The organism is Fervidobacterium sp. (assembly GCF_059913585.1).
In genome coordinates this window covers 40754-66773 of the sequence record NZ_DBOLZL010000007.1, presented here as the reverse complement: position 1 = coordinate 66773, position 26020 = coordinate 40754, and the positions used below count along the sequence as shown (strand labels likewise).

General features: G+C 38.9%; 20 protein-coding genes. 1 reads left to right on the top strand and 19 read right to left on the bottom strand.

Annotated elements, in window-relative coordinates; translation table 11 throughout:
- Positions 1-46: 46 nt before the first annotated feature.
- From AC3M61_RS01685 to AC3M61_RS01605, 17 genes are all read right to left on the bottom strand, one after another.
- A complete protein-coding gene (locus AC3M61_RS01685) occupies positions 47-1498 on the bottom strand; it encodes a SpoIID/LytB domain-containing protein (protein ID WP_500779213.1) in 1452 nt (483 codons plus the stop codon).
- 77 nt (positions 1499-1575) lie between these two features.
- Positions 1576-3189, bottom strand: coding sequence for an N-acetylmuramoyl-L-alanine amidase (locus AC3M61_RS01680; RefSeq protein ID WP_500779212.1), 1614 nt, complete (start codon positions 3187-3189; stop codon positions 1576-1578).
- Positions 3190-3241: 52 nt separating this feature from the next.
- Positions 3242-4048: a hypothetical protein gene (locus AC3M61_RS01675; protein ID WP_500779211.1), complete on the bottom strand. Its 807-nt coding sequence runs from the start codon at positions 4046-4048 to the stop codon at positions 3242-3244.
- 1 nt (position 4049) lies between these two features.
- Positions 4050-5162, bottom strand: coding sequence for a glycoside hydrolase family 10-like protein (locus AC3M61_RS01670; protein WP_500779210.1), 1113 nt, complete (start codon positions 5160-5162; stop codon positions 4050-4052).
- Complete coding sequence (locus AC3M61_RS01665) at positions 5146-5967, bottom strand: carbohydrate ABC transporter permease (RefSeq protein ID WP_500779209.1); 822 nt, start codon at positions 5965-5967, stop codon at positions 5146-5148. The genes AC3M61_RS01670 and AC3M61_RS01665 overlap by 17 nt, the downstream gene beginning before the upstream one ends.
- A gap of 3 nt (positions 5968-5970) precedes the next feature.
- Positions 5971-6744 carry a carbohydrate ABC transporter permease gene (locus AC3M61_RS01660; protein ID WP_500779208.1) on the bottom strand — a complete coding sequence of 258 codons (774 nt, stop codon included), beginning with the start codon at positions 6742-6744 and terminating at the stop codon, positions 5971-5973.
- Positions 6745-6842: 98 nt separating this feature from the next.
- Positions 6843-8111, bottom strand: coding sequence for an ABC transporter substrate-binding protein (locus AC3M61_RS01655; protein ID WP_500779207.1), 1269 nt, complete (start codon positions 8109-8111; stop codon positions 6843-6845).
- 37 nt (positions 8112-8148) lie between these two features.
- Positions 8149-9015, bottom strand: coding sequence for a C40 family peptidase (locus tag AC3M61_RS01650; RefSeq protein WP_500779206.1), 867 nt, complete (start codon positions 9013-9015; stop codon positions 8149-8151).
- A 241-nt stretch (positions 9016-9256) separates the two neighbouring features.
- The gene (locus tag AC3M61_RS01645; protein ID WP_500779205.1) at positions 9257-10093 is read right to left on the bottom strand and encodes a MurR/RpiR family transcriptional regulator; all 837 of its coding nucleotides are present in this window, start codon (positions 10091-10093) and stop codon (positions 9257-9259) included.
- A 3-nt stretch (positions 10094-10096) separates the two neighbouring features.
- The gene (locus tag AC3M61_RS01640; RefSeq protein WP_500779204.1) at positions 10097-10984 is read right to left on the bottom strand and encodes an ROK family protein; all 888 of its coding nucleotides are present in this window, start codon (positions 10982-10984) and stop codon (positions 10097-10099) included.
- Positions 10985-11023: 39 nt separating this feature from the next.
- Entirely contained in the window at positions 11024-12505 is a 1482-nt protein-coding gene (locus AC3M61_RS01635; protein ID WP_500779203.1) for a DUF4127 family protein, read from the bottom strand.
- Between the two features lie 130 nt (positions 12506-12635).
- Positions 12636-15539 carry a family 10 glycosylhydrolase gene (locus tag AC3M61_RS01630; protein ID WP_500779202.1) on the bottom strand — a complete coding sequence of 968 codons (2904 nt, stop codon included), beginning with the start codon at positions 15537-15539 and terminating at the stop codon, positions 12636-12638.
- 40 nt (positions 15540-15579) lie between these two features.
- On the bottom strand, positions 15580-16407 hold the full coding sequence (locus AC3M61_RS01625; protein ID WP_500779201.1) for a carbohydrate ABC transporter permease: 828 nt from the start codon (positions 16405-16407) through the stop codon (positions 15580-15582).
- Positions 16404-17288 (bottom strand): carbohydrate ABC transporter permease, encoded by an 885-nt coding sequence (locus AC3M61_RS01620; protein WP_500779200.1) that lies wholly within the window; start codon positions 17286-17288, stop codon positions 16404-16406. Before AC3M61_RS01620 ends, AC3M61_RS01625 begins: the two co-directional genes overlap by 4 nt.
- A 64-nt stretch (positions 17289-17352) precedes the next feature.
- Positions 17353-18600 carry an ABC transporter substrate-binding protein gene (locus tag AC3M61_RS01615; protein WP_500779199.1) on the bottom strand — a complete coding sequence of 416 codons (1248 nt, stop codon included), beginning with the start codon at positions 18598-18600 and terminating at the stop codon, positions 17353-17355.
- Positions 18601-18636: 36 nt separating this feature from the next.
- Complete coding sequence (locus AC3M61_RS01610) at positions 18637-19896, bottom strand: FAD-dependent oxidoreductase (protein WP_500779198.1); 1260 nt, start codon at positions 19894-19896, stop codon at positions 18637-18639.
- A complete protein-coding gene (locus tag AC3M61_RS01605) occupies positions 19880-20575 on the bottom strand; it encodes an N-acetylmannosamine-6-phosphate 2-epimerase (protein ID WP_500779197.1) in 696 nt (231 codons plus the stop codon). The genes AC3M61_RS01610 and AC3M61_RS01605 overlap by 17 nt, the downstream gene beginning before the upstream one ends.
- A 280-nt stretch (positions 20576-20855) precedes the next feature.
- Here AC3M61_RS01605 and AC3M61_RS01600 point away from each other — a divergent pair, with 280 nt between their 5' ends.
- Positions 20856-23951 (top strand): alpha-mannosidase, encoded by a 3096-nt coding sequence (locus AC3M61_RS01600; RefSeq protein ID WP_500779196.1) that lies wholly within the window; start codon positions 20856-20858, stop codon positions 23949-23951.
- A gap of 44 nt (positions 23952-23995) precedes the next feature.
- Here AC3M61_RS01600 and AC3M61_RS01595 read toward each other — a convergent pair whose 3' ends face one another.
- Together AC3M61_RS01595 and ftcD are read right to left on the bottom strand one after the other, a co-directional pair.
- A complete protein-coding gene (locus AC3M61_RS01595; RefSeq protein ID WP_500779195.1) occupies positions 23996-24949 on the bottom strand; it encodes an aldo/keto reductase in 954 nt (317 codons plus the stop codon).
- A gap of 153 nt (positions 24950-25102) precedes the next feature.
- Positions 25103-26017 carry a glutamate formimidoyltransferase gene (gene ftcD, locus AC3M61_RS01590; protein ID WP_500779194.1) on the bottom strand — a complete coding sequence of 305 codons (915 nt, stop codon included), beginning with the start codon at positions 26015-26017 and terminating at the stop codon, positions 25103-25105.
- Positions 26018-26020: the final 3 nt, after the last annotated feature.

Genomic DNA, 26020 nt, shown 5'->3' with positions numbered 1-26020 from the left:
TATTAACAAAAAAGGGGGCTATTTGAGCCCCCTGACGGTATTGTATTCAAAAGACCTTTTTAATTTCTCCTTCGTAAAACGCATGTATAATTTCCTGATAACTTTTTCCGTTCTTTGCAAGGTAGTGAGCACCATATTGACTCATTCCTACACCATGACCATTTCCTCCTCCATAGAACGTAATTTGCTTAACTCTGCCATCCTCAGCCTTGTCTATTATGTATGTAAAGTAAGCACTGGGGAGTATAGAATAGTTAGGTACAATGCTTCCGTCGTGTCTTTCAATGTTGATGTCTCTTGGAGTACCAGTTATCGACCTTGTAGGTCTTATGACAAAGCGGATGTTGTACTCTTTGTCCACGTCGTAGATTCCATTTTCGGCAATAATCCTGAGAGTCATAATGACACCACCTTGACCTCGCCTCAAAACCTGCAAGTCTTTTAGTTCACCTATAGAAAAGTTTGGGTCATTAACGTCTATCATCTTTCCTTCAACAGTTCTAACAGCATCGAATCCCAGTGCCAGGTCTGCCTTTTCCCTTGCTATGAGACCTTTGCTAATTGAAACTTCGAGTTCTTCCCGTGTCATTGTAACCTTCCATCTGAACCAAGGTGACTCACGATCGTAAAAATCACAAAGTTCCTTTTCATCACCCCAGAAAGATTTGAAGAATTTATGCCAAAACGTTTCATCGACTTTATCTGCTATGAGATTTCCAAACTGCGGTTTAGACCTTAGATAGGGTATTGGTTCACCTGGAAAATTGCCCTTCGAGTCACTCCAAACTTCTTCATTATTGGAAGTAAATCCTGCAGATGTTGAGAAATATACGATAGTACTCAAAGGTTTGTCGTCGATAATCAAAATCTCTCCTGTAGTTTCAGAAACTGCCACTTTTACTATGTCGCTAACTACCTGATTGTTAAAAACCTGGCTATTTGTACTGTCATCGCAGTGCGCGCCGTAGAACTTGTCTTTTGGTCCGCTCAGTACGTCCGCAACGGCTCTACTTCTTGCCAAGACCGCCTGTGCTTTGATCGCTTCTTTCGCAAACCAAGCAGGTACCTCGCTCGGTACAACCAACTCAACGTATTTCTCTACATCCAACTCATTTATTATCGCAATCTTACCTTTAACAGCCTTGATAATGAGTGTATCTGCATACTGAGGTATTCCCAAAGCACGTTTTGCTGAGAGCAACTTAACATTTCCTTTGAAGACTAAAGTATTTTTTCCTGTGTCATTCCCATTCACTACTAAACTTTCTTGATTTGTAGTTATTTCTAACACACTTCCCGCCTCGAATGTTTCATTTTCAAAACTTACTGGTGTCATGCATTCAAATTTTGCAGACGTGAATAGATATCCTTTTGAACCCCCAGATGCATCAAGCTCTACGCTAAGTAAAACGCTTATGCGGGTTGGAAAGTTCAATGAAAACAATGTAACCTGTAAAACAATTGCGAACATTAACAAAAAAATCCGCATTCTTTTCATCTTTAACAACCCCCTTTTTAATAATGGTAGAATTTACTTCCTTAGTTGATATTGAAAAATTTATAAAGTCATCCGATTTAATTTGTATCAACGAATTTTTGCAAGAAGTCAATAATTTCATATAGTTCATCATTAGTCGAAAGCTTACAACTTGCAATCTTTGGTCGAACAAGAATACTCGTATCTTTTAAGAAAACAAAGTCAAAGTTACTCGAGTTCTTTGAAATATTGATTTCGTCTCGTTTATTCTGGATGATTGCTATTTCAACATCGCATCCATATTCTTTCAAGGCACTAGCTACCATGTTAAGATTTTCATTGACTCCAATGGAAACTAAAAGTATTTTCTTTCCAGTGAGAAAAGCCCTAAAATCTCTTTGAAGTGTTATATTTTTGAAACTTACAGGTTTGGATGGAACAGAAATGTACGTAATCTCTTCGTATTCTGGGAATCTAATTGTTAAAGGAACTCCCGTGTTCTCGAGAACCCCTAAGAATTCACCTTTCTTATTGTAAAGCTTCAGAACCTCGACATATTTGTCCCCAGAGAAATCAAGGGGAATCGTTGTTACCGTACTTTCGAATATGATCTTGACATTTACATTACCGTCACCCATAAAGGGAACTATTAGTTTATCATTTTCTTTGATGATGAAACCGCCATCTATTTCAATTGAGATAGGGTTAAAAGATATCGCGTGACCCTTTGAATATGGGTAAACTTCTACGACATAATAACTTCCTGGAACAGCAGGTGCTTTGGTCGGTAAAACAGTCACCTTGACATCGTCAACAGGTGGGACGAAGTTTATCTCTTTTGTATACTTCCTTGAGTAGATTCCATTCTGATCTATGGCATATATTATCAATGAATACTTACCTGGTTTAACATTCTCCGGTATCGACACAAAAATCGTTTCGCCCATGACAATTGTATCAAGTTGTTGGTTGTCGAAGAACGCATATGCTTTTGCTATATTCCCGGAAGTACGCACTAAGAAATTCCAATTATTAATTGTTGAAATTTCTTGAATATCGAGTGTAGGTATGGGGTTCGCAAAAAGTTTACAAATAGCTTCTTTATAGGAAAGCGCCACAGCTTTTAGATTTTCATCAATCATTAACCATTTTTCTCTCTTCTCGTTGGAAATAACACAAGGTTCTCCTAGTATGGCCGGAATTTTTACAGCTCTCATTACATAGACCTGGCCTGGCCCTGCATCTCCGTTTGTTCCTACGTATTTTCTAAACGTTTCTATGAGATAAGAAGCGACATTTCTTGCGTAATCAGCTGAATATGAGGAGTAGTAGGCTATGGAAAAGTCTGACTCTGGTGAATTCGGCATGGAATTAAAATGTATGCTGACAAACAGATCACCATCGACCCTGTTGGCTAGGTCTGCACGGTATTTTAAGTCAACGTCGATATCAGAGGCTCTTGTCATTACAACTGTAGCTCCACATTCTTCCAACATTTCTCTTAAATATAAAGCAACTTTAAGGTTTAGCTCAGACTCTCTTACAAATTTACCAACGGCACCAGTGTCAGTCCCGCCATGTCCCGGATCGATGACTATTATTCTCCCTGACAGTATCTTACCTGATGGTTCGCCAGCAAATGAGTACGTTGATATTAATGATAACGATAGTAAAAACATTATCATTGTTATTTTTAATGACATTTTCATCATTTATTACCCCCCAATAACTGCTAAACTAAGAGGGGGGAGGTCCCCCCTCTGCTCACTTTTTCATGAAGTAGTCGATGATATTTGCTAATAGTAACTGGACAGAAGGTTCCTCAAAGTTCGGACTAATGAAGAGATCCTCACCAATATAGATGCTGTTCTTCCCTTCCACAATTGCAGCATTTAGATCAGGCATATGACTTGGTGTTTCTTTATCGTCGTTATACCACTCGCCAAGCACGTTGGCATCTTCTGGTACCTGAACCACCATAGCCCAGTGTCTCGGAGTTGCTACGAAATCTTCAATACCTTCCCAAATTGGATGGTCCTTAGCCTTCTTGATATATCCATGCACAGGTGGTTTCCAAGCAAATGAGCTGTAAGTGATATTGAAAATGTCACCTAACGCAAATACGTTGCTAACGTTATAAGAGTTGTTGTTGTGATCGCGGAAAGATGCCTGCGCTAACGCTAGAACGTAGCCGCCATTATCGATAAATTTTCGAACTGCTTCAATCTCAAGAGGAGACATACGCCTTGTGTTTGGAAGAATAAGGAGCTTTACATTGTCTAATTTGTAAACTCTTGTAAATTTAACAACAGGATCGGCTTCAGGATTAGCGTATAGTTCCAGATCTTTGTTGAAGATGGGCACGCAAGAATAACCTAATCCTTTTACAAAGTCAAATATGTTTTTCATCTCAGCTAGGTAATCCCAATCTGGTGCAGAGAACCCAAGCTCAGCGTACCACCTTGCAGTGTAATCACTCATAAGCACTCCTACGACTTTTGTTTCCTCTGCCAAAATGAACCCTACTAGCAAAAAGACAAGAGTTAAAAACACAACAACACCCTTTTTCATACTAACTACCTCCCTTCGCGATAAGATAGGTAATGTCCTTTACAGTCTGCCGCATGGATTCTTGAAGCAAATTTTCAAAAGAGAAAATGATTATCTCATCAGGTTTGTACGAGGAGACTACCTTAGCAATCTCGAATAGTTTACTTGGTGTATCTATTACTTTATAAGCTCCAAGACCGACTCTGACTCTTTCAAGAGAACCAATTTTGTTCATCGCGTACGTTACATGAGCAGTTACAACATATTTGTCACTTTCATAAGCCATCATACAAGCGTAATCTAAATACCCTCCCTTAAGCCATTCAATCCATTCTTGTAGCCTCTGGGCTAGTGCGTCAGGTTCGTAATAAGCAAAGACAGCCGCGGAAAGACTTTTCCCATACTTTTTAACCTTCTCATATATGAGTTTAACGGTTTCGGATACTTGTTGCCTTCTAAATATCTCAAAACCATCAGCCATACTTGTTAACTTTTTTTCAACTAGAGCTTTTTTTAACCATTCTCTATACATTTTCTGAGCTTGCGGATGGTATCCAAAAGTTTTGTATGGGTACCTGATGTAGTCTAAATGTATTTCGTCTACTTCATATTTTCTTGCTATTTCTTCAGCAACGGAGCTTACGAATTCTTTTACCTCTGGTAGAGCAGGATCAAGGAATATACCAGGAGTGTTAACCTCAGGAACAGACGTATATTCTAACATAGAACGGCCATTAATGTCGTAAGTGACCCACTCCGGATGTGCATTGATAACGTGCTTCGGGGATTTTGGGCGCGAGCCAAACGGCCAAACGTAAAAAACATTCATCCACGCAGAAACTTTTATACCACTTGGCTTTGCTAATTTTATTACTTCTTTCAACGGATCAAAATTTTCTGGCATGTCAGCTAAGGCCTCTGCTCTTGGCAGTATCTCAGAATCATAATAAGCATCAGCTCGACCAACTACTTGAACATATATTCTTGTTGCACCGACAGCTTTCGATATTTGAACAACTTGTCTAATCTTTTCGGGAGAAGTTATCTGATCACGAACAACCCAAATTCCAAGTGGATAGGAAAACATCATTGAAAACGTCAGAAGAAAGAATAAAAGACTAACCTTTCGTAGCACCCGTCATCAACCCCTTCACAAAGTATTTTTGGAATGCAAAGAAAATTATAAGCATAGGTACCGCAGAGAAAAGGGAACCTGCCATTTGCAATCCAAACTGGTTCAGTTCAAGTCTTTGTAGAGTCGCTAAACCGACAGTCAACGGATATTTTGAAGGAGTGTTTAACACTATCAACGGCCAGAGAAAACCATTCCACGAAGAAATAAATGTGAATATGGACGCTGCTGCGATTACAGGCTTGCTCATTGGTAACATTATCCTCAAATAAATTCTCCATTCGCTAGCGCCATCAACCTTTGCAGCATCTACGTAATCCTGAGGAATTACAAACATATATTGTCTCATCATGAATATTATGTAAGGACTAGCAAGAGACGGTATTATCACAGCCCATAAAGTATCCAGTAAGCCGAACTTATTTATTATTAAGAACGCAGGTAAGAGGGTAACCTGAGGAGGTACAAGTATGGTTGAAACAATGAGTGTAAAAAGTAATTTCCTTCCGGGAAACCTCATCTTTGCAAAAGCATACGCAGCTGCAGAGCATGTGAGAACAGAACCGAACGTTATAGATACGCTTATTATTAAGCTATTAAGAGCCCAACTCCAGATTTGTGGATATGAAAAAAGCTCTTTGAAATTCTCCAAAGTAGGTCTTGACGGAAACAATCTTGGTGGTACCTGTCTAATATCTGTTTCGGGCGTAAAAGCTGTTTGAACCATCCAGTACAGTGGAAATAGTGTTGAAAGAGCCCAAAGTCCAAGAAATAGTATAAAGAATAGTACCTCAACGAATTTGGACAAAGCTTAACCCTCCCATTCGTAATGTTGAGACATTGTCCGAAACTGAAATATTGAGACAGCCACAGCTACACCGAAGAATATCAGCGAGATAGCAGCAGCTTCTCCGTAGTTGAAGTCTCTGAAAGCCGTGTTGTATATCAAATAAACCAGAGTTACTGTGGAATTCCCAGGACCACCACCTGTCAAAACATAAACTTTGTCAAAGATACTGAGTCCTGTTATGGTATAGGAAACCGCTAAATAAAGAGTTGTTGGCGTAACAAGCGGAACAGTTATTTTTAACCACTTTTTAAAACCTGACGCACCATCCAACTCAGCAGCTTCATATAAAGACTTCGGTATGTTGTTTATTGCAGCAAGGTATAATATCACACCAGCTCCTGGAGCTATGACCATATCAGTGAGTATTATAGACCACATAGCGATCTTAGGGTCTACCAACCATGGTACTGGCTGGGCTCCGAGTTTGATCAAAAGCGTATTTATAGGACCAAAATTATAGTTCAAAAGCCATCCCCAGATTATAGACATAACAACAGTTGCAATAACTGTTGGTAAGTAATAAATCGCACGGAACACACTTTGGGACTTTTCCGACAAAGGTGCAAGCAATGAAGCAATTACTAAAGCTACAATAATATTCTTTACTACATGAAAGAAAGCATATAAAATTGTGTTTTTTACAGCAACCCAAAAGTCTGGATTTTGGAACACATGTTTGAAGTTACCTAAACCGATCCATTCACGACCAAATACGCCGATTTCCTGGAATGCCATCACAAAAGCTAACACTACTGGTACGAAAGTGAAAAGAATAAATATTAAAAATGCAGGAGTTAAAAAGGCATAAGCAACTAAGTAACGCTTTTTCAGACTTATCTCCCCTTTCTGGAAACATTTTCTATAATTCTTTTTGCTTGCTTGTCTGCGTCAGAAAGAGCGGTCTTTACATCTTTCTTTCCTAACAAAGCAAGCTGTATTTCTCTTGAAACAGCCTCAATCACCTGATCTTTTGCAGGATGTGGGGGTAATACATAGTTATTTTGCGATATTTGGAGTGCTTTACTCATCAGTGGATCATTTTTATATATGTTACCAACACTTTTCCGAGTTGGAAACTGCCCATACTTTACCAATTCTCTTTGCTGTTCAGGAGATGTTATATACTTAGCAAACTCGACCAGCACAGCGAGTTTTTCTTTATCCGTCTGTGAGAATATTTGATATGACGACACGTCTCCAATGCTCCATGCTTTGTCACCTTTCTTTTTAACAGGATACGGTGCAATGTCAATGTCTAAACCAGCATTTAGAAGCGCAGGTATAGCCCATGTTCCTGCGACATATATTGCTCCTTTTCCGCTACGAAAGAGATTATAAGCATCCGCGTCACCGTAAGCTGCCATAAACGGTGGGGCACATTCAGCAAAAACTTTGCGAAGTTTTTCTAAAGCTTCAACGTTTTGATTGTTTACAACCACAGATCTTAAATTTTTTCCATCAAGTTCAAAGAAATTACCACCGAAGTTCAAGAGAAATGGCCAAAGATGAGTGTTATCAGGTGGGACAGCCCCTGTTACGAAACCGTAGACATCTACTTTACCGTCGTTGTTTCTATCGAAGGTTAATTTCTTTGCTATTTCATAGAATTCGTCGAATGTCCATGGATTATCAAGAGACGGAATAGGAACACCTCTCTCCGCAAATATCTTTTTGTTTAAGATTACCACCTTAGTTGTCATGTAGAAGGGGAAACCGTACATCTTACCGCCGTATGAAGCAGCTTTAATAGCTGCAGGATAATAATCTGCTTTTTCTTTATCAGTTAGGTAATTGTCGATAGCCTCAACTGCACCTTGGACTATATATTCAGTTCTTAAGGGTCCCCGGGTAACATCAGGCCATTTTTTAGATGCAACAGCCAGGTCCAGTTTCTGATCGCCACCACTCCAAGGTATCTCAGTCAATTTAAACTCAACACCGGGGTAAGACTTGGAGAACTCACTCATCATCCTTTTGATCCAAGCGTAGTTGTCTCCACCTTCACTCCATGCAGGAAAATCCCAAATGTATATCGTCCCCTTCCAAGCAAAGCTAGTGGCAAGAATTATGACAAACATAAAAAGCACTAATAGTCGTTTCATAAAATACACCTCCTATTTGCAAACAAAAATTGCCAATCTACATAGCTTCGGTTAATTTGATAGTTTTGGTGTCATACATGAAAATGTTTCTTGTTCCCAGAGATAATCTGACTCTGAAATATAAATACTTAATCTCTGTGTTGGTGTCGTCAATTTCTTCACTGGGAATGTGAATATTTACCGCAATATCACCATACGGAAATGTGTCCGTATCTTTAATTGTCTGCCAAATTACTTTGTCCTCAATGGCATCTATCATCTCAACAATCAACCTGTGTCCTCTAAGGAATGGTAAAGAATAATAATGAACCAAAAGATCTACGCCGTCTTCTTTAAAAAAGTAGCTCGGAGGTTCTTCTAGATACGCATAAACAAAGGGATGACCATTGCTGAGCCAAAGTCTGACCAGTAAAGAGTAATAACAAAACCGATTTCCGGTTGGTCCGAACGGTGCAAATCTGTTGTCTCCCTTTATAGTGAAGATATTGATCCCGTAACTTCCACCACGTGCTTCTATGGTTTTGCCATTTCCTAGGTAGATGCCTGCATGAAAACCCACAGTGTGCCCTCCGCCGTTGTATAAAAGATCACCGGGCCGTAATTCATCAACATTTTCAAAATAAACCCATATCAAATCACTTTTTCCCATTATCATATGATCTATTCTATCCACGTCATCTAATGCCGTATGATAAACCCAAGCAGCAAAATTCCAGCAATCAAAAACCCTGTTAACAGGATCGTAACTGCCCCAACCATATTTACCACCAACCATTGTCAAAGCTGTTTCCATTACCTTCTTTTGTAGATTATTAACGTGTAAGCTATTTGGATAAACGAACGTACCAGACACAGCCCTGAAAACAGTAAGAAATAGAACTAAAACGACAAGAAGTCTACGCATTTTCAGCCACCTACCTGATATACCATTAAGAGTAAATGTATACTTCAATGTTATATTTGCTATATCATTTTATCAAAAAGTTTGTAAGTACAGAAACACGTTTGCACCGCTATTTTGTTAAAGTAACGGAAAGAAGTCTTTATACTCTAAAATTTCTTCATTTTTTCGTGATTTTTGCGTTCTTTCTTCAATAACCGAGTGTTAAGATCTTAGAAAGCCATTCTCAAATATATCATGCGAATTAATAAATCCACTTTTGAACAGCACGTGCCGTCTTCTGAATGCACAAGTCTGCTTCAGCTTTTATATTTTGTTTAGTCATCTCAAAAAGAGCCTCTAAAACGTGCAACTGAGATATTTTTGATCTAATTGCACCGCTTTCAAAAGGTGCTTCACGAATAGGTGTAAGCAAAACGTAATCAGCAACGTTTGCAAGAGGAGACCTCATATGCCCAGTCACAGCTATAACTGTAACGTGGTTTTCTTTTGCTAGTTTTGCTAAGTCTACTATGACCGATGTCGAACCACTTTGAGAAAAAGCAAGGAGAACATCCTCTGATTTAGATATTGCGATTTCCATGGCTGATAGATGCGGGTCTTGAGAAAAAAACGTGTTAATCCCTATTCTCATAAATTTATAGTAAGCATCGAGAGCAGTTGCACCGGAAGCACCAACGCCAGCCGTGTAAAGTTTGTTGCAGGTAGCAATTTTCTCAGCACATTTGGTGAGAACATCTTTTGAAGATTTTAAAAGTTCGTAAGTTTTTTCTATAGCATTTACGTGATTTGATTTTATTTTCGAAAGTATATCCTCTGAGGAAAAGATTTCATTCTCATTCTTACCGTTCGGTATACTTTTTGCAAGGGAGATTTTGAATGAGTGAAAACCTTCAAAACCAAGTTTTTGACAGAATCTTACAATCGTGCCTTCGCCGACGCGTAGTAGCTCAGAAAGCTCTGTAATGCTCATATGAATTACCTCTTCTGCATTTTCTAATACATATCGCGCAATGATTTCTTCCTTTTTGGTAAGAGCACCGTGCTTGTAACTTAAAATCGTAAAAACATCTTCGGCCATATTTTATGCTCCCTCCTCAAAATTTTTTATAGCAAAAAGAGAAGCACCGATGAGCCCTGCATCGTTTTGAAAAACGCTAAGCTCGACTTGTTCAGGTCGATAAAGTGATTTAGAAGAATAAATTCCGACTTTGGTTCTAAGTATTTGTAAAGCTCCTTCTCCCAGTTCCGTAAAACCTCCACCAATGACAACAAGTTCAGGGTCAATCATAAGGAATATCTTATCAATCAAGATTGCCAAATCGGAGCATATTTTGTCAACTGCCAGCAGCACTTTTTCGTCCTTGTTTCTGAAGTAGCTGATAAGTTGAGGACGTCTGTTCAAAGGTATTTTTGCATATCTGTGAAGCACTTTCATAGACACGTATTGTTCTGCGCAGCCGTGCTTACCACAATTGCATTTGCGACCGTTAGGATAGAGTATGGTATGTCCCACCTCTCCTGCTTCCCACAAATTTCCGTCTATTAGTTTTCCATCGATAAAGAGTCCACCACCAAGACCTGTTCCCACAGTTAGAAAAAATAGAGAACGAACACTTCGAACACGTGCTTCTGCTAATGTCGCTGCTCTGGCATCATTTATAACATAAGTCGGTACTCCTAAAGTTTCTTCTACGTCTCTTTTAATATTCCTTCCTGCCCAGTTTTTTAAATTGGGGGTGGCGTACAGGATTTCTCCTGTATTCGAATTAACTCTGCCCGCAGTTGCGATTCCTACGGCTGCTATATCTTTACTGTTTTTCGATAACTGATGGATCACTTGCATAGTTGTGTCAAGTGGGTTCGTTTTTGACGTTTTCTGGATGATTTTGTTTATCAGGATTCCATTATCATATATTGCACCTTTTACAGTGGTACCTCCTATATCAATTCCTATGATCTTGGTTCCCACTTGCCTTAACTCCTTTCTTTTCTTTAGTATGTAATACCGTTATTGAGTATCGTGCAGAACAATGCCAATTTCAAAAGGTCTATGCCACGGAAAGAAAATGGAACATTTCCAGTTCTTTTTAAAAGCCCTGTTAATCTTCTCGAGGTATGGTTTAAGATTTTCTTGTACAAAGTTCTTAGCCCAATCCTCATCTTTTATCATTGAAAGACAAGAGTTAGCACTGTAACCGAGCTTTTCGATTTCTCCGTAGAGCATTTTTCTGACATTAGCTTGATATCCCCAGTGTTCTAACAAAAGTATAGATTGGTATTTTTCCATGTCTTGTACGTTTAGTTTAAACAACCCAACCTTGCTGAAGTAAAGTATTACAGCGTGTGCACATGTTGATCCAAGAGTGTTACCGGCGGTATTCCAACCATAGTAAGCTACGCTTTTCCAATCAATTGGCCTTTGCAAAAGTTCTTCGACTAAAATATTGTCTGAGCCGTTTGCATATCTTACGTCTGCAACAGCTATTATTTTGCTTTGCTCATGGGCTAACTGTATCAAGTGTCTCAATTTGTCCTGATTTTCTTGTTCATGTAAGTTTTCTTGAAAAGCTGCTTCCCTTGGTTCGTCCGGAGCGAAGTTGTTTACGTAAAGCAATATATCAAATTTACCTTCTGAGTTGGTTAACTTCCCTCCAGCGCCGACGATTTGTGATTTAGCTGACGTATCCAAATCGTCACTATGATATGGGGGGACGAGATGGGCGTACTCTGGTTTCCTGTAAACAATTTTGAAGGTTGGTTGGAGACCAAAGTAATCACACAGAGATTTCGAAAGCAAACTTAGGGAAGCTTCGTCTGCGCCATTTCGAATCTGTACTTTGTCAGTTAGTCCCAGTTGCTTAATTAATTCTTCAAGCTCGCATGCTTCTTTGTAAACAAGGCTTCCTTCAGAGTTGTCATCGAGCATTATGCTAAGAAAATCTATAACTTCTGATTGAACGAGTTTGATGGTTTCCCTTATTATTTTCAGATTTCTCCTTCGTCTCCACAAAAAGTCCTCAATAATCCAATTAGGAATATCTGCCTTTTTTACTTTCATACCCTTTGCAAGTTCAAGTGAGTACTCGTAAAGTGCTTTTCCAAAATATACCCAGTAATCTGGTTCTTCCTCCATCGAATTATAGGTCGGGATTCTTGTAATACTTTTTGTTACGTATATTTTTAGGTTAGTATTTTGTCTTTTTAACAGAGACAATACGTTCAGCCGTTTGACTAACGTTTCCTCTTGTGTGTAATCCAACCTCGAAGGGACGAGTCCACCGTGTAAAAGCATGTCTAATGATAGTATTGCTAAATCACAGTCAGTTGAGTTCTCAAATAACCAGTTAATTATGTAGTCAACATCAGCTGGTATTTTCTTAAGACCAAAGTGACCAGGTACAAGAACGTCTATCCCGACGGACAAACAAAGGTGGATGAAATAATCTTTAGTGCAAAACCTTTCGTCTACGGGAAGAAATAGTATTTTCATTTTCAGAAAGGTGCGCGCACCGGTATTGAACATTGAACATATCTTTTATGAAAAGAAAGCGCGCACAAAACACCTCCTTTCCTAACTTTTTTAGCTTAACTTGCTGAAACGACTAAAACACTTGGACGTATTATTTTTTGTGAAGTATGAGTTTTCCGAACCTTTCAGGTGTGTGGAACGTACCATAAGTGACACTCCAAGCATAGTAAAACACAGCATTGCCTTTCCAACGATTCCTGCACAAATTGACTCTGAGTTCTGAGATATCATCTAAAGACAACCCTAAGTAATTCATATTAATCTTTATCTCTGCGTACCATACATTGTTCTCTTTCCAGGTGGTTGCAACAATATCGCCGTTCCATTTACTATCGTAACCAACTTCATCGTAAATAGTACCATCAAAACCTACAACAAAGTGGTAGTAAGTATTGTTCTTCTCATCCTTAAGTATGAAAACCTCAACAGAGTCGCCTAAGTAAGTGCGAGTGTCACGTGGTCCAGAAACTATTTTTACAGAGCTGAGATCCGGTTCTTCGCAAATAAAAAGAACGTACAAGTTTTCGGTGTCGTACATAACCTTGGCGAATGTCTTTACGTCAGGTTTTTGCCCGCTATCGTGGTAAAGGAACTCTCCGGTAGTTTTTGCATCTTTCCATTCATCAAGATTTCGATTAAGACTTGAACTACCCTGCTGAACTGTTAATTTTGGTATTGGAACTATGTTATCAACAACAACCATTTCCTTTGGTTTTTGCAGGACAAAATCCGCTCTTGGCTTTAATCTGTTTGCTGCTGGACGCACGATTTCAAGCATCCAATGCAGCGAATCTGCTGCTGTTAAAGCTACCCCAGGGTTTTTTACATTGTCAGAGATGGTAAAAATTGCTTTCGAAATACTCTCCGTGAGCTTAGTGTAATCTTTGCTTTTCTTAATTTTCTCAAATTCTGAAAAGACAACTTCAATATCGTTCTTTACACTGTCGTTCTCAGCAAAGATTTGAAGTTCTGATTTCAAAGCTTCATCGAATGCAACAAGCAATTCTTCTATTTTTCTAAACGGTGTTATTGACTTTTTCGACATAGCGTTTTTAAAGTATTCATAATCTTTTGAGAACTTTTTTATATGAGAGACAGAGAATAAGACAAATCCAGCCTTGAAATAATCACTCGCAAGGGAAATCTGGTCAATGACTTTCTTGGGTTCGTCCAAGGAAATGAGTTGAAGCCCTGGACAGAGGTATACATCGCTCTTGTATTCTAACTGCATGTCAAAAAGAATCTTAAGATCTTCAACTGAGTTTCTATAATCCATTGGTATGAGGAGGTCTAGATATCCTTTTTTTACCCAGTATTCCCAGTTCTGCTTTTTTTCCATACGAGCACCACTGAGCGTAGGATATACCGCTGCGCTGACAATCAAGTCGCTTTTCACTTTTTTTGCTTTACTATAGAACTCCTGGACAAATGTGTTCACGTTTTCTTCTCGCCACATTTGCCATACAACGCTCTCTTTGCTATACTTTTCTATACTGAACGGATCTATGCCAGTTTCTTCTTTGAATCTCTTCACCGCGAATTCTTCGTATCCAAACTCATCGCCATCATATCTTATATAGTCTAGATTTATACCGTCGATTTCATATTTTTGTACCAATTCTAGTAGTGCATCAATGAGGTAGTTTTTCACTTCTGGATTCGCATGTGACAACCAGGCCGTGTTGTTTTTTGAAAAAATACTTCCAAACTTGTCTTTTTCAATCCAATCAGGATGAGCATCCATGAAAGGTGTTTTCACGCCGCCAGAAGCAACAGCATACACCCAGCACCATGCGTGAACCTCCATACCAACTTTTTTGGCTTCATCAATTATAATTTCCAAAGGGTCTTCTTTCCAATTTTTGAACGCAGGGTCTTGTGGGAATTTAGAAAGTTTTGGAGATATGGTCATACCTTTGTAAATAACTTCGGGAAACACGGCATTAAATCCTAATTCGCTGAGCTCTCGAATTTGTTCTCGCAACTTCTCAGGAGTTTCGCAATCTCTAATTGCGTAACTATCAAACCAAATCCCTCTTAACTGAACATTGTACTGCGGTAAGAGCTGTATCTCAAGCAAGTCGACTAATTTTTGAAGTCTTTTCAGTTCTGACGTATTGGAGACCTTTTTCGCAGCATCTTTAATGTTCCAAATGGTTTCTTGTAGTTCGTAAAGCTTCGACTTAGATAACTTATTCCTATATTCAAGGAGTTTCTGTTCAAGACTGTATATCTTTTCATCCAGTGATGCCTTCATATAAAACAGGGGATTAACTGCAGACACGGGCTCCCCAAGTAAGTAAGTTATAGCGTTCAGCACCAGTGACTTTAACTCTTCATTTGTTGCTGTCTGTAGGAAGATATTCTCACCAAAGTAAATACCAAAAGGTGAAAGAACAGCGGCATAGGGGTATTTTTCGTTTGAAACTTTTCCATCTTTGTTATACCAAATTGCTAAAGGTGTAGCGTTTTCTGTAACCTCTATAACAAATGTGAAACCTCTGGACAAAGGTATGCTCTTGTTAGTTTGGAACACTGATTCTCCTAATTGAGTCGGCTTCATGTTATAATACTTCCCACTATCCCAGGAGATAAACTTTATACCCAAGAATTTTGAATACGCAAAGTTTCCCCTGTTTTTGGCTTTTGCATCTTTAAGACTGCTTTCGTAACAAGCGAGTATCTTTCCACCTTTCATCAAATAGGATTCGACGAGGTTAATCTCGTTATCGGATAAAGCTCCATTCGAAGGATCAACAACGAGCTTTATATATTCGGGGATACTTGTAACCTTACTTGTGTTGATAATTTCGTATTCCAATTTGCCATAGTCCAAAACTGCAAGCACACCACGGATTATGTTGTCATAGGTTGGTTTTGTGTAATAAGCTTCTGTTGTAGCTGAGTATAGTATTCCAACAGAAGGAAGTGCTGCAGCAACTGTACTTATTAAAATTAACATGACTAAACAAAATAACCCCAAAACATTCCTCATGTCCATACACCTCCCAACTTAGTAAAACTTAGTAAGTAAATCATTCGATTATTGCACCTTTGTACCCTTCTATGAAGTACTTTTGTGTGAAGTAGAAGAATACTAGAATAGGAACCATGGCGATGACTATGGCAGCAGAGGCTGTTCTAAAGTTAGGTTCAAACGTGCTACTTAGCTGAGACAATCCGACTTGAATTGGGTATTTCGTAGGTGTTCTTAACACGATGAGTGGCCACAGTAGAGAGTTCCAGTAAGCAGTAAATGCAAAAATTGCAAGCGCAGCAGTTGCAGGTCTAACAAGTGGAAACGTTATTTTCCAAAAAACCTGGAACTCATTACATCCATCTATCCTGGCAGCGTCCTCAAGCTCTGCGGGAACAGAAAGATAATGCTGACGCATGAGGAAGATGCCAAAAATCGATACTGCACTCGGAAGGACGACAGCTAAGTGAGTGTCATACAACCCCATTTTTAGTATAGTTATAAAATTGACAATCAACGCACCTTCCATGGGTATTAGTAAAGGGAACAAGATGAATTTAAAAACGAGGTCCTTACCCTTCCATTCCAGTCGCGCAAGAGGATAGGCAGCAAACGCCGCTAACGTTACTTGGAAGACCACTCCAAGAGAAGTTATTATTAAGGTGTTAATGAAATATCGAACCATTGGTACTTTTTTGAAAACAGCTATATAATTCTCAAATGTTGGATGTTCAGGGATAAATTTGGGAGGCCAAGTAAATAAGTTTTCACCCGGACCTTTAAATGATGTTGACAACACCCATATAAAAGGGAAAGTAAAGAAGACAGCTAACAATATTAGAATGAAATAGCTAAAAAGCATTCGAATTAGTTTTCTTATTTTCATTTTTTATCACCTCTTGTTCCAAAGAACTTGAAGTTTATCACCGTGAAGGTAATTAAAATACCTGCAAAGATAACTGAAGTTGCTGTAGAAAGCCCAAATTTGAATCTGACAAAAGCATAGTCGTAAATCAAGTACATCATTGTTGTTGTTCCAGAACCACCTTGTGTCATTAAGAAAACTTCTTCAAATACCTTGAGAGCAGCAAGGCTCGATATAGTAAAACAAAACAGCATTGTGGGTTTTAGAAGTGGTAAAGTAATTTTAGTTAGAAGATGTCTACTGTTGGCCCCGTCAATTTTTGCCGCTTCGTACAGTTCAGTTGGTATATTTTGAAGACCTGCAAGGTAAATGACCATGTAATAACCAATACCTCTCCAGAACGTAACAAACATAACACTATAAAGCGCGAATCTTTCGTCTGTTAACCACATTACTGGTTCTTTTATCACACCTATTGAGAGCAAAAAGCTGTTTAGCAAACCATCGACATTGTATATCCACCGCCAGGTCATACTTACTATAACTGAACCGGTTATCACAGGGACATAGAAAAGTGTACGAAAGAATTTAATCCCAGGAAGATTTTGATTTACAAGTACCGCGGTGAGTATCGCCACGAATTGAATAAAGGGAACTACAATAAGATATTTAAGGATATTTCCTAGCGCTTCGTAAAAGTATTTGTTCCTAAATATCTCTCTATAATTGCTTAGACCAACCCATGTTACCTTTTTTGTGAACATGTTGTAGTCACCAAAGGAGAGAATTATGCCTCTTATTATCGGGTAGTATGTAAAGACGGATAGTAGTGTCAAAGGCACTGCCAAAAAAAGAACAGCTATTATCATAGTCTGTCTTTTTCTTGCACGCAATGTTATCACCTCACACAATTTAACACATGTGGGGACCTTGCCCCCACATGTGAGTCTTACAGTAAAGAACGAATTACTTGCCTAGTACTGCGTTTACCTCTTTTTCAGCTAAGCTTAGTGCTTCTTTTGCACTCAATTCGCCTTTGATTGCTTTCATCCAATAGTCTTGTAAGATTTTTCTTACATCTGGTAGCTTGTTAACCGGAACACCTATGACAGCAGGAGCGTTAAGGTCAACAGCATTTTTCATAGAAAGACTCGCCATGTACATGGCTTTGGCATTAAGGTCTCCTGCTTTGACACGTTGTCTAAAGTATTCACTTGTTTCTAAACCTTGTTTAGTTGACGGAATAACGGTAGCATATTTACTAAACTCTATCTGCCATTTCGGAGAAGTTACGTGTGCGGCAAACTTAGCTGCCTCTTTTGGATGCTTACAAGTGATAGGAATTGCGAGATTCATCAAAGAGACTTTTATGATTTCACCTTTTCCAACGGGATAAGGTGCTACCTCTGTAACTTTGAAGATATTAGGACTATTTACTTCTATGTGCTTCAACATAGTTAAACCAGCGGGGTACATCGCTATTTTACCTTGTTGATAGAATTCTCTACCCTCTCCGTAACCTCCAAGTGATCTCGGCATCAGGTTCTCTCTGTAAGCTTTCTGGAACCATTCTAACTTGGCTACTGCTTCCGGGGTATTAAAAGCCGCTTTTTTGCCATCAGGTGTTACTATTGGTACGCCTTCTAAGAGAAGTTCGTCGATAGCAATTATGTTTGGTTCAAAACCGTATATATCCAATTTGGCTCTTATGATTCTTGAATATTCAAGGACTTCATCCCAAGTTTTCGGAGGCTTGGCTGGGTCAAGACCAGCTTTTCTGAACAAGTCTTTATTGTACATTAATATAGGAATTGATGCATACCATGGGAAAGCATAAGCTCTTCCGTTTACTACTGTTGCATTCCATAGTCTTTCCCAGTACTGTTTAATTGTAATTGATGGAACTAGGTTGTCCACAGGCATCAGAGCACCCTGCACAGCAAAATCCGTGGCCCACGTTGTATTGAGGTTTACAACATCTGGTCCCTGCCCTGCTGCAATGGATGCGGTTAACTTTTGGACTGCAGAGGCGTACGGAATATCCAACCAATTGATTTTAATTCCAGGATTGTTCTTTTCAAAATCTGCGATCATTTCCTTTATGTATGCATCAAAGGTGGGACTTAAAGAAAGTGTCCAGAATTCAAGTGTTATTGTCTTACATATTCCAAGCACTGTGATAAGAATAAGAATCATCAGAAGAATCTTTCTCATTGGTTACCCCTCCTTCTTATTATTTGGTTCGCTAAATTATAAAATTTCGTAGAAGCTTTTTTCCACAATGCCTGCCGCACGCCCAATTGCTTCCCCCATATCCGAGCAGGTTGCCATTATTCTTGCGGCAGATTGACCTAAGAACGTTCCAGAAAAATTACGCCCTACGATGCCTAAGTTTACAAAATCCTTGGAAATAAGTGACCTTATTGGTATTTCATAATAGTCTTCATACATTGGAACCTCAAGCTCACCTTTCGAGTTACTCTCTTGAATCTTTTTATGAACATCAATACCATATACGGCTTTGACGGCTGCATCTTTGAATTTTCTTTTATTCGTAACATCGTCACCAGAAAAACTGTAAAGTCCGCGTATACGACGACTTTCACGGACCCCGGGATATGTTGCTATTTTTTCAATATAGCAGTTCTCAAAACCAGGTACGTAATGCTTGGCAAATATGTACACTGTCTCAACTTGTTTATGTAGTTCTTTTAGGGCTTTTGAGAGTTCAAAATCATCAGTTGTTTTAACCCAGACATGAGTTGTGTTAACTGTAACTCTACCTGTTCCTGGAAGCTGGTTGAAAAAGAAGTAGTCAACCGGATAGTTTAGACCTTCTTCCCTTGCTCTTCTCACCTCCTTGAAGTAACCGCCTACCGATAAGACCTTTGAGTTAGGTGAAACCCACTTAAAGAAGTTATCAGGATCTCTGCGTACAGACTCGCGTACTTTTTCAAAATCCACGTTTGATAATGTAAAAATAAGTGTTGTCCCTTGGTTCTCGTGTGTTGTCTCGTCTCCTGAATCATACGAACAACCCGCAAGATAAGAAAGGCTACCGTCTCCTGTAGCATCAATGAAGAGTGAGGAATTTATTTCATACTCGTTTCCCAAAGAAGTTTTAACTACTACACGCTCTATTCTTTTTTGTCTTGTTCTGCTATCCTCACTGGTTCTTACAAATACAGGTATAGCTCTAAAAAGTACGTCCACATCCTGCAATTTTTTCATCAATACTAATTTGAGGACTTCCGAGTCAAAGCAATTTTCAATTATTCCTCCCCGGCTTTTTAAATCTTCTATCAGTTCTTTGAAGAAAGCTCCGCAAAGTGTTTTGTTACCAAGCCAAAACCTCATAAATGGATTAACAAGGCCAGCTGTTGCATTACCACCAACAACTGCACTTTGTTCAATTAAGATTACTCTTTTTCCGAGTCTCTGGATAGTTACAGCTGCACTTATTCCTGCTAAGCCTGCACCAAAAACAGCAACATCATAGTTGAGAGTCATTTTTATTCCCTCCTATGTTTTTAATGTTTCTGAATGCTTCGATAAATCTAGATAGTGTAACCCAAGGTCGTGTTATAGCTGTTCCGATGACAACCGCATATGCTCCCGAAAGAAAAGCTTCTACAATTTCTTTTTCGGTTGAGTAACCACCTTCAGCTATTACTGGAACCGGCGAGAAGGATGCCAGCTCTTTTACAAGCCGTATGTTCGGTAACAAAGTATTTCTCGTGTACTCAGTGTACCCACTGAGAGTTGTAGCAATATAATCGGGTTTCAAAGGTAAAACGTGCCGTGCATCAATCTCGTCGGCTATATCAGCTATTATCTCAACATAGGGAAAATTAGTTCTGACCATTCTAAATAGTTCTTCCAGCGGGACGGGACGATTGCGCCGAGTGCAATCTATAGCTACAACATCACAACCTGAACTTGCTACTTCTTTGACATCGTCAAATGTAGGAGTTATATATGCTTCATAAGCTCTGTTTTTAACCAATCCAATAATTGGGATTCTTAAGTTTTGTTTCAATATTTTGACGTGTTCTCCTCCGTTTGTTCTTACTGCCGTTGCACCTACACTTTCGGCAATCTTTGCCATGCTGAGCACAAAACAAGGGTCTACGATTGGGTCTGTTGGTTCCAGCTGAACACTCAGTATAATACCAGGTTTTATTTTCATGAATCGGTTCACCCTCTCGTTTACGATTTCGAAGACTTTTTTGAAATTGTTTCCAGAAAAATTTTATCATTGGAGATTATTTCCAAAAAAACTTTTTTTGGTGGAAAAAGTAATAATAATCAATAAGAAAATTAAGAAAAACAGTTTGGATCAAACTTTATCTTAGAATTCCTTTTCATTTCTTATGTCTCTTTCAGAGGAAGTCTTACATTTCTAAATTTATAATTTCTGATGTTGGTGAAATTTATTACGAAGTTCAAAACAAAGGAGGCAGAGAAATATGTACAGAAAGAAACAAATTGAGTGCGCAAGATTTTCCAAGATACTGGATGAAATCATGCCGTATTGCGTTGCACGAACTGAAAAACTCACCTGGATACATAAAGGGGAGATGATAAGACTCCCTTACAGGTGGGAGGCGGGAAATGCACCAGCAATTTTTGAATCGATATTTCAGCAGAATTTACCGGAAAGTTTTCACATGTGTTATCTACGTGCTTGGTTTGGTGGGGAATCCCTTATCAAGGTGGATGGGCTAACACTTGGCGAAATAAATGAATACCACAGGGAAATAAATCTTACTCAATTTTGCGATGGGAAGGAACACAAGCTCACTGTTGAAACTATGCCAAGAGGACTTTTTGGAACAAAATCTGAGCCATTGTTTACCGAAGGTTATTTGATTTGCTACGATGCCGATATGTTAAGAGCTGTGAGATTCTTTAAAAATGCTATCGACGTGGTTCAAGAAACACATGACGAAGGACTATCAACGCTGATATTGGAGTTGTTGGAAGAGCATATTCAGTTAATAGAAATTTCACGTGATACAAAAAGTTATTTGGATGGATTATGCGAAAATAAATCGGCTAAAAATCTTGTACTTAGCGTTTGGGAACCCCCAGAAGTTTCTTCTCAAGTCGCATTATGGAGAAAAGAAATTAAGGAAGCTTTGCTCTTTGCTTATAAAAAATTTAGGTCTGAATTATCAAAAGCATCTGTGCGATTCCCAAAACTCGGAAAAGTCTATTTAGCAGGGCATGCACATATAGACTATGCATGGCTTTGGCCAGTTGAAGAAACAAAACGAAAAATTGTGAGAACTTTTGCCAACGCAGTACAATTAGCAAAGAAATATCCAGAGTTTATATACATCCAATCTTCTGCGCAGATGTACGAGGACCTAAAAGAAATTTCTCCACAACTATATAATGAAATCAAAGAACTGGTCAAAATGGGAAAATGGGAACCTGTTGGCGGTATGTGGGTTGAATCAGATTGCAATGTTCCGAGTTTAGAATCTCTTATCAGGCAATTCTATTACGGTCAGAGTTTTTTCAAGAGAGAATTCGGTAAAGTTTCTAAAGTAGCTTGGTTGCCAGATGTCTTTGGATTTTCCTGGGTTTTACCACAGGTTTTAGAACAATCTGGTATAGAGTATTTTGTGACAACAAAACTGACATGGAATGAATCGAATGAGTTCCCTTATGATATATGCAGATGGCGAGGGATTGATGGAACAGAGGTTGTGTATTACAGTTACAAGAATTTAGAAGAAGGTTATAACGGTCGGATTAGTGCAAAATCTGTTATTAATACGTGGCAAAACTTCCGACAGAAAGAACTCACTGAAAAAGTTTTCTTAACGTTCGGATACGGTGACGGCGGCGGTGGTCCTACTGAAGAGATGTGCGAAAACTACTATGCTTTGAAGGACATACCAGGAATACCAGATATAGTATATTCAACGCCTGAGAATTTCTTCGAAAAATTGAAAGATGATTTTTCTTTTGATAAATTGCCTGTGTGGGACGGGGAACTTTATCTGGAACTTCATCGCGGAACGTTAACTTCGCAAAGCAGAACAAAACGTCTCCACAAAACTGCAGAAGATTATTTAAGGGTTACGGAAATCTTAAATGCGTTGTACGACGGTGAATTGCAATCTGAGATTGACGAGTTATGGAAGATTCTCCTTCGAAATGAGTTTCATGACATTCTTCCTGGTTCGTCAATACATGAGGTATACGAAACAACAAACGCTGAGTTGAGTTATATCATACAACATTGCAAGGAACTTCAGGAAAAGCTATTTTTAGAAAACATAGCTCCAGAGAGTGGATATATTACTTTGTTCAATAGTTCTTCTTTTGCAAAAAGCGTCGAATTTGAGCTTGAAAAGGAAGTTGAGCTTAGCTTAAATGGTAAAACCTTGAAAAGAGTTCCAACGTACGATGGGAAGTATTTCTATAAGCTGAGTGATGATACCACCACTATTGAACCGCTAAAGTTCCTATCGTTAAGTATTAAGAATCCTGTCGACAGTGTTCAAAATTCAGGAGGAAGAGAGGATTTTACACTCAAGAAAGATGAAAACGGATACCACATTGAAAACATTCATTTGAAAGTGAATATCTTTAACGATGGTTCGTTACAGATATACAACAAGCGTTTAAGAAAATGTGCTTTTAAAGGCAAAGGAAATTTGGTAGCCTTGTACAAAGATATTCCTGCTTACTGGGACAACTGGGATATTGATTACCGTTCTCACCTGTCTGAGAAGATTTTGAAAGCAGATAGCGTTTGTGTAGTTGAAGATAATGAACTGAGAAAAGTTTTGAAAGCCAAATACACAATTGAGGGTTCAATGGTCGAACAGTACTTTATTATTGGTTCCGACAGCGAAGAAGTTGTTGTTAGAACTCGTATTGATTGGCATATGAGAAGAACGGTTCTCAAGATTAAATTCCCAACTAATATACTTTCAAGGACTGCAAAGTTTGATATTGATGGAGGCTTTATAGAGAGAGCCACACACAGAAACACAAACTTCGAAAAGGCTCGTTTTGAAGTTTTAGCCCACAGGTGGGTGGATATTTCTCAATACGACTATGGAGTAACGATAATAAACGATGGTAAATATGGACATTCTGTTGAAGATTCAACCATAAGTTTGACGGCTCTCAAGGCAGGTATATATCCAGATTTTTACGATGACGAAGGATTGCAAGAATTCAACTATGCTATCTACGTACATGGACCGTGTGATGTGAAAGATATAGTGAAAAGGGCTGACAAATTCAACAAGAAAATAGTAGTTTTCGAAGGTTTATTAAGCCAACCAAAAAATTTGATAAAGGTTAAACCTGACAACTTTAAAATACTTTCCTACAGAAAAGTGGAGGGTAAGAAGATACTAAGGATATGCGAGCAGGTTGGTTCGTCGGGAGACTTGGAGATAATTCCAAAGTTCAGCTTCAGTAGAGCTTATCTTACAAACATTTTAGAAACAGACGTCGAAGAACTACAAGTAAATGAAGGGTCCATTATGTTAGAATACAAACCTTTTAAAATCTACACTTTGGTGATTGAATAATTAAAAAAGCCGCGCGACTGCGCGGCTTCTTAACTGAGTTTTTATTAAAATAGTGAGCTTAATTTTTTATAGATTTCATCAGTTATCTTGTCTTTCACTTCAGCAGCTTTTATATTTTCCTTGAGTTGCTCAAGAGAGCTTACTCCAAGTATGACGCTGCTAACATGTGGATTTTTAAGACACCAAGCGATAGATAGTTGTGACATAGTAACACCCAGGTCGTCAGCAATTTGTTTTAACCTTTTGATTTTGTTTGTTGTCTCCTCTCCAAATATTCCTCTTTCTTCCATCACTTGTTTAAGCCAAGGCCATCTATCGAGTCTTGAGCCTTGTGGTATTCCTTCCAAGTATTTCCCAGTAAGGACTCCTGATGCAAGAGGGCTCCACGTTGTTAGACCCATGCCGTATTTTTCGTAAAGTGGCGCGTATTCTTTTTCAACCCTGTCTTTAAATATGAGATTGTACTGAGGTTGTTCAACAACTGGTGGTATGCAGTTCAACTCTTTTGCAACTTGGTGTGCCCTTTCTATTTCTTCGGCACTCCATTCGCTTGTCCCCCAGTAGAATGCAAGTCCGCTTCTGACAATCTGGTCCATTGTCCAAACCACTTCTTCCATAGGAACTTCCGGGTCTGGTCTGTGGCAGTAGAGAATGTCTACATAATCCAGCTGCAATCTTTTAAGAGAGTTCCAAGTCCCTTCTAGAAGATGCTTTCTGGAGAGTCCTTTATCATTTGGACCTTCGCCACCCCAGAAGATTTTTGTAGATATGACAAGGTCCTCTCTTCTGTATTCTTTCAAAATCATACCAAGCATAGACTCTGCGATTCCATTTGCATATGCCTCGGCTGTGTCAATGAAATTAATACCGTTAGCCACAGCATATCTCACAACCTCACGAGTTGATTTCAAATCCAGCTGGTTTCCAAATGTCAGCCACGTTCCAAGCGAAAGTTCACTGATTTTTAGTCCCCACTTACCTACTTTCCTGTATTCCATAATACCCACCTCCTGCTGCAAGATAAATTAAAAGTTCGAGATACGAACTGTTGGTTTGTTATATTATATCACAAAAACAATGGGAGATGCAAGTGCACCTCCCATAAATTCTTGAATTTTGAGATTGTGAAAAATATTTTGATTCAGCTCATTTTACTCTATTTCTTTTGTCAGTTCGTTGAGTAACCTTTCCTCTATAACTCTGTTAGTTCCAAAGTCGTCAATCTGTAAATACCATGCAAATGTATCGACAATAGCTTGGAGTGGTACCATACCTATTATTTCACTTCCAACAACAGGAACACCGTATCTGGCAGCTTCGCGCTTGATTGTTTCAAAAACCCTGAAGATAGGAGATTTTTTATAGTTTGTTAGATTCATTGATACTTGAACGATACCCTTCTCTTTTAGTTCCACACCCATTGCTTTGACGTATCTGTATCCACCACTGATGTGTCTCACAGCTTTTGCTATCTTGTCTGCAATTTCAATGTTATTTGTTCCTAAGTTCACATTGAATGCAATGAGAAATTCTCTTGCGCCAACAGCTGTGACTCCGGCCGTTTCATGAACTCTATCTGGACCAAAGTCTGGTTTCCAATTCGGGTCTTTGATTTTTTCAAAAAATCCCTCGAATTCTCCCTTTCTAATTTCTGAGAGGTTTTCCCTATCTGGACGTGTTGCACTTCGTTCGTATAGGTAAACGGGAATTCCAAGTTCTTCGCCTATTCTCTTGCCCAATTGTTTTGACCACTCTACACATTCTTGCATAGTTGTTCCTATAAGTGGAACGAGAGGAATAACATCCGTAGCCCCCATCCTTGGATGTTCACCTTTATGGTAGCGCAAATCAATTAGCTCGGCTGCCTTTTTCGTCATGTCGAAAAGTGCGTTGAGAACATGCTCTGGCTCACCAACAATTGTGACGACAGACCTGTTGTGGTCCTTATCCATTGACCAGTCAAGTACCTTAACTTTTGGATACTTACTCGCTTCTTCGATAATTTGTCGGACAATCTCTTCCCTTCTTCCCTCGCTAAAATTTGGAACGCTTTCGATTAGTTTCATGGA

Excerpts from the sequence above, each read along its gene's own strand:
- AC3M61_RS01685 (WP_500779213.1), bottom strand. The coding sequence starts at position 1,498 with ATGAAAAGAATGCGGATTTTTTTGTTAATGTTCGCAATTGTTTTACAG.
- AC3M61_RS01680 (WP_500779212.1), bottom strand. The coding sequence starts at position 3,189 with ATGATGAAAATGTCATTAAAAATAACAATGATAATGTTTTTACTATCG.
- AC3M61_RS01675 (WP_500779211.1), bottom strand. The coding sequence starts at position 4,048 with ATGAAAAAGGGTGTTGTTGTGTTTTTAACTCTTGTCTTTTTGCTAGTA.
- AC3M61_RS01660 (WP_500779208.1), bottom strand. The coding sequence starts at position 6,744 with ATGGCATTCCAGGAAATCGGCGTATTTGGTCGTGAATGGATCGGTTTA.
- AC3M61_RS01655 (WP_500779207.1), bottom strand. The coding sequence starts at position 8,111 with ATGAAACGACTATTAGTGCTTTTTATGTTTGTCATAATTCTTGCCACT.
- AC3M61_RS01650 (WP_500779206.1), bottom strand. The coding sequence starts at position 9,015 with ATGCGTAGACTTCTTGTCGTTTTAGTTCTATTTCTTACTGTTTTCAGG.
- AC3M61_RS01645 (WP_500779205.1), bottom strand. The coding sequence starts at position 10,093 with ATGGCCGAAGATGTTTTTACGATTTTAAGTTACAAGCACGGTGCTCTT.
- AC3M61_RS01635 (WP_500779203.1), bottom strand. The coding sequence starts at position 12,505 with ATGAAAATACTATTTCTTCCCGTAGACGAAAGGTTTTGCACTAAAGAT.
- AC3M61_RS01630 (WP_500779202.1), bottom strand. The coding sequence starts at position 15,539 with ATGAGGAATGTTTTGGGGTTATTTTGTTTAGTCATGTTAATTTTAATA.
- AC3M61_RS01625 (WP_500779201.1), bottom strand. The coding sequence starts at position 16,407 with ATGAAAATAAGAAAACTAATTCGAATGCTTTTTAGCTATTTCATTCTA.
- AC3M61_RS01615 (WP_500779199.1), bottom strand. The coding sequence starts at position 18,600 with ATGAGAAAGATTCTTCTGATGATTCTTATTCTTATCACAGTGCTTGGA.
- AC3M61_RS01610 (WP_500779198.1), bottom strand. The coding sequence starts at position 19,896 with ATGACTCTCAACTATGATGTTGCTGTTTTTGGTGCAGGCTTAGCAGGA.
- AC3M61_RS01605 (WP_500779197.1), bottom strand. The coding sequence starts at position 20,575 with ATGAAAATAAAACCTGGTATTATACTGAGTGTTCAGCTGGAACCAACA.
- AC3M61_RS01600 (WP_500779196.1), top strand. The coding sequence starts at position 20,856 with ATGTACAGAAAGAAACAAATTGAGTGCGCAAGATTTTCCAAGATACTG.
- AC3M61_RS01595 (WP_500779195.1), bottom strand. The coding sequence starts at position 24,949 with ATGGAATACAGGAAAGTAGGTAAGTGGGGACTAAAAATCAGTGAACTT.
- ftcD (WP_500779194.1), bottom strand. The coding sequence starts at position 26,017 with ATGAAACTAATCGAAAGCGTTCCAAATTTTAGCGAGGGAAGAAGGGAA.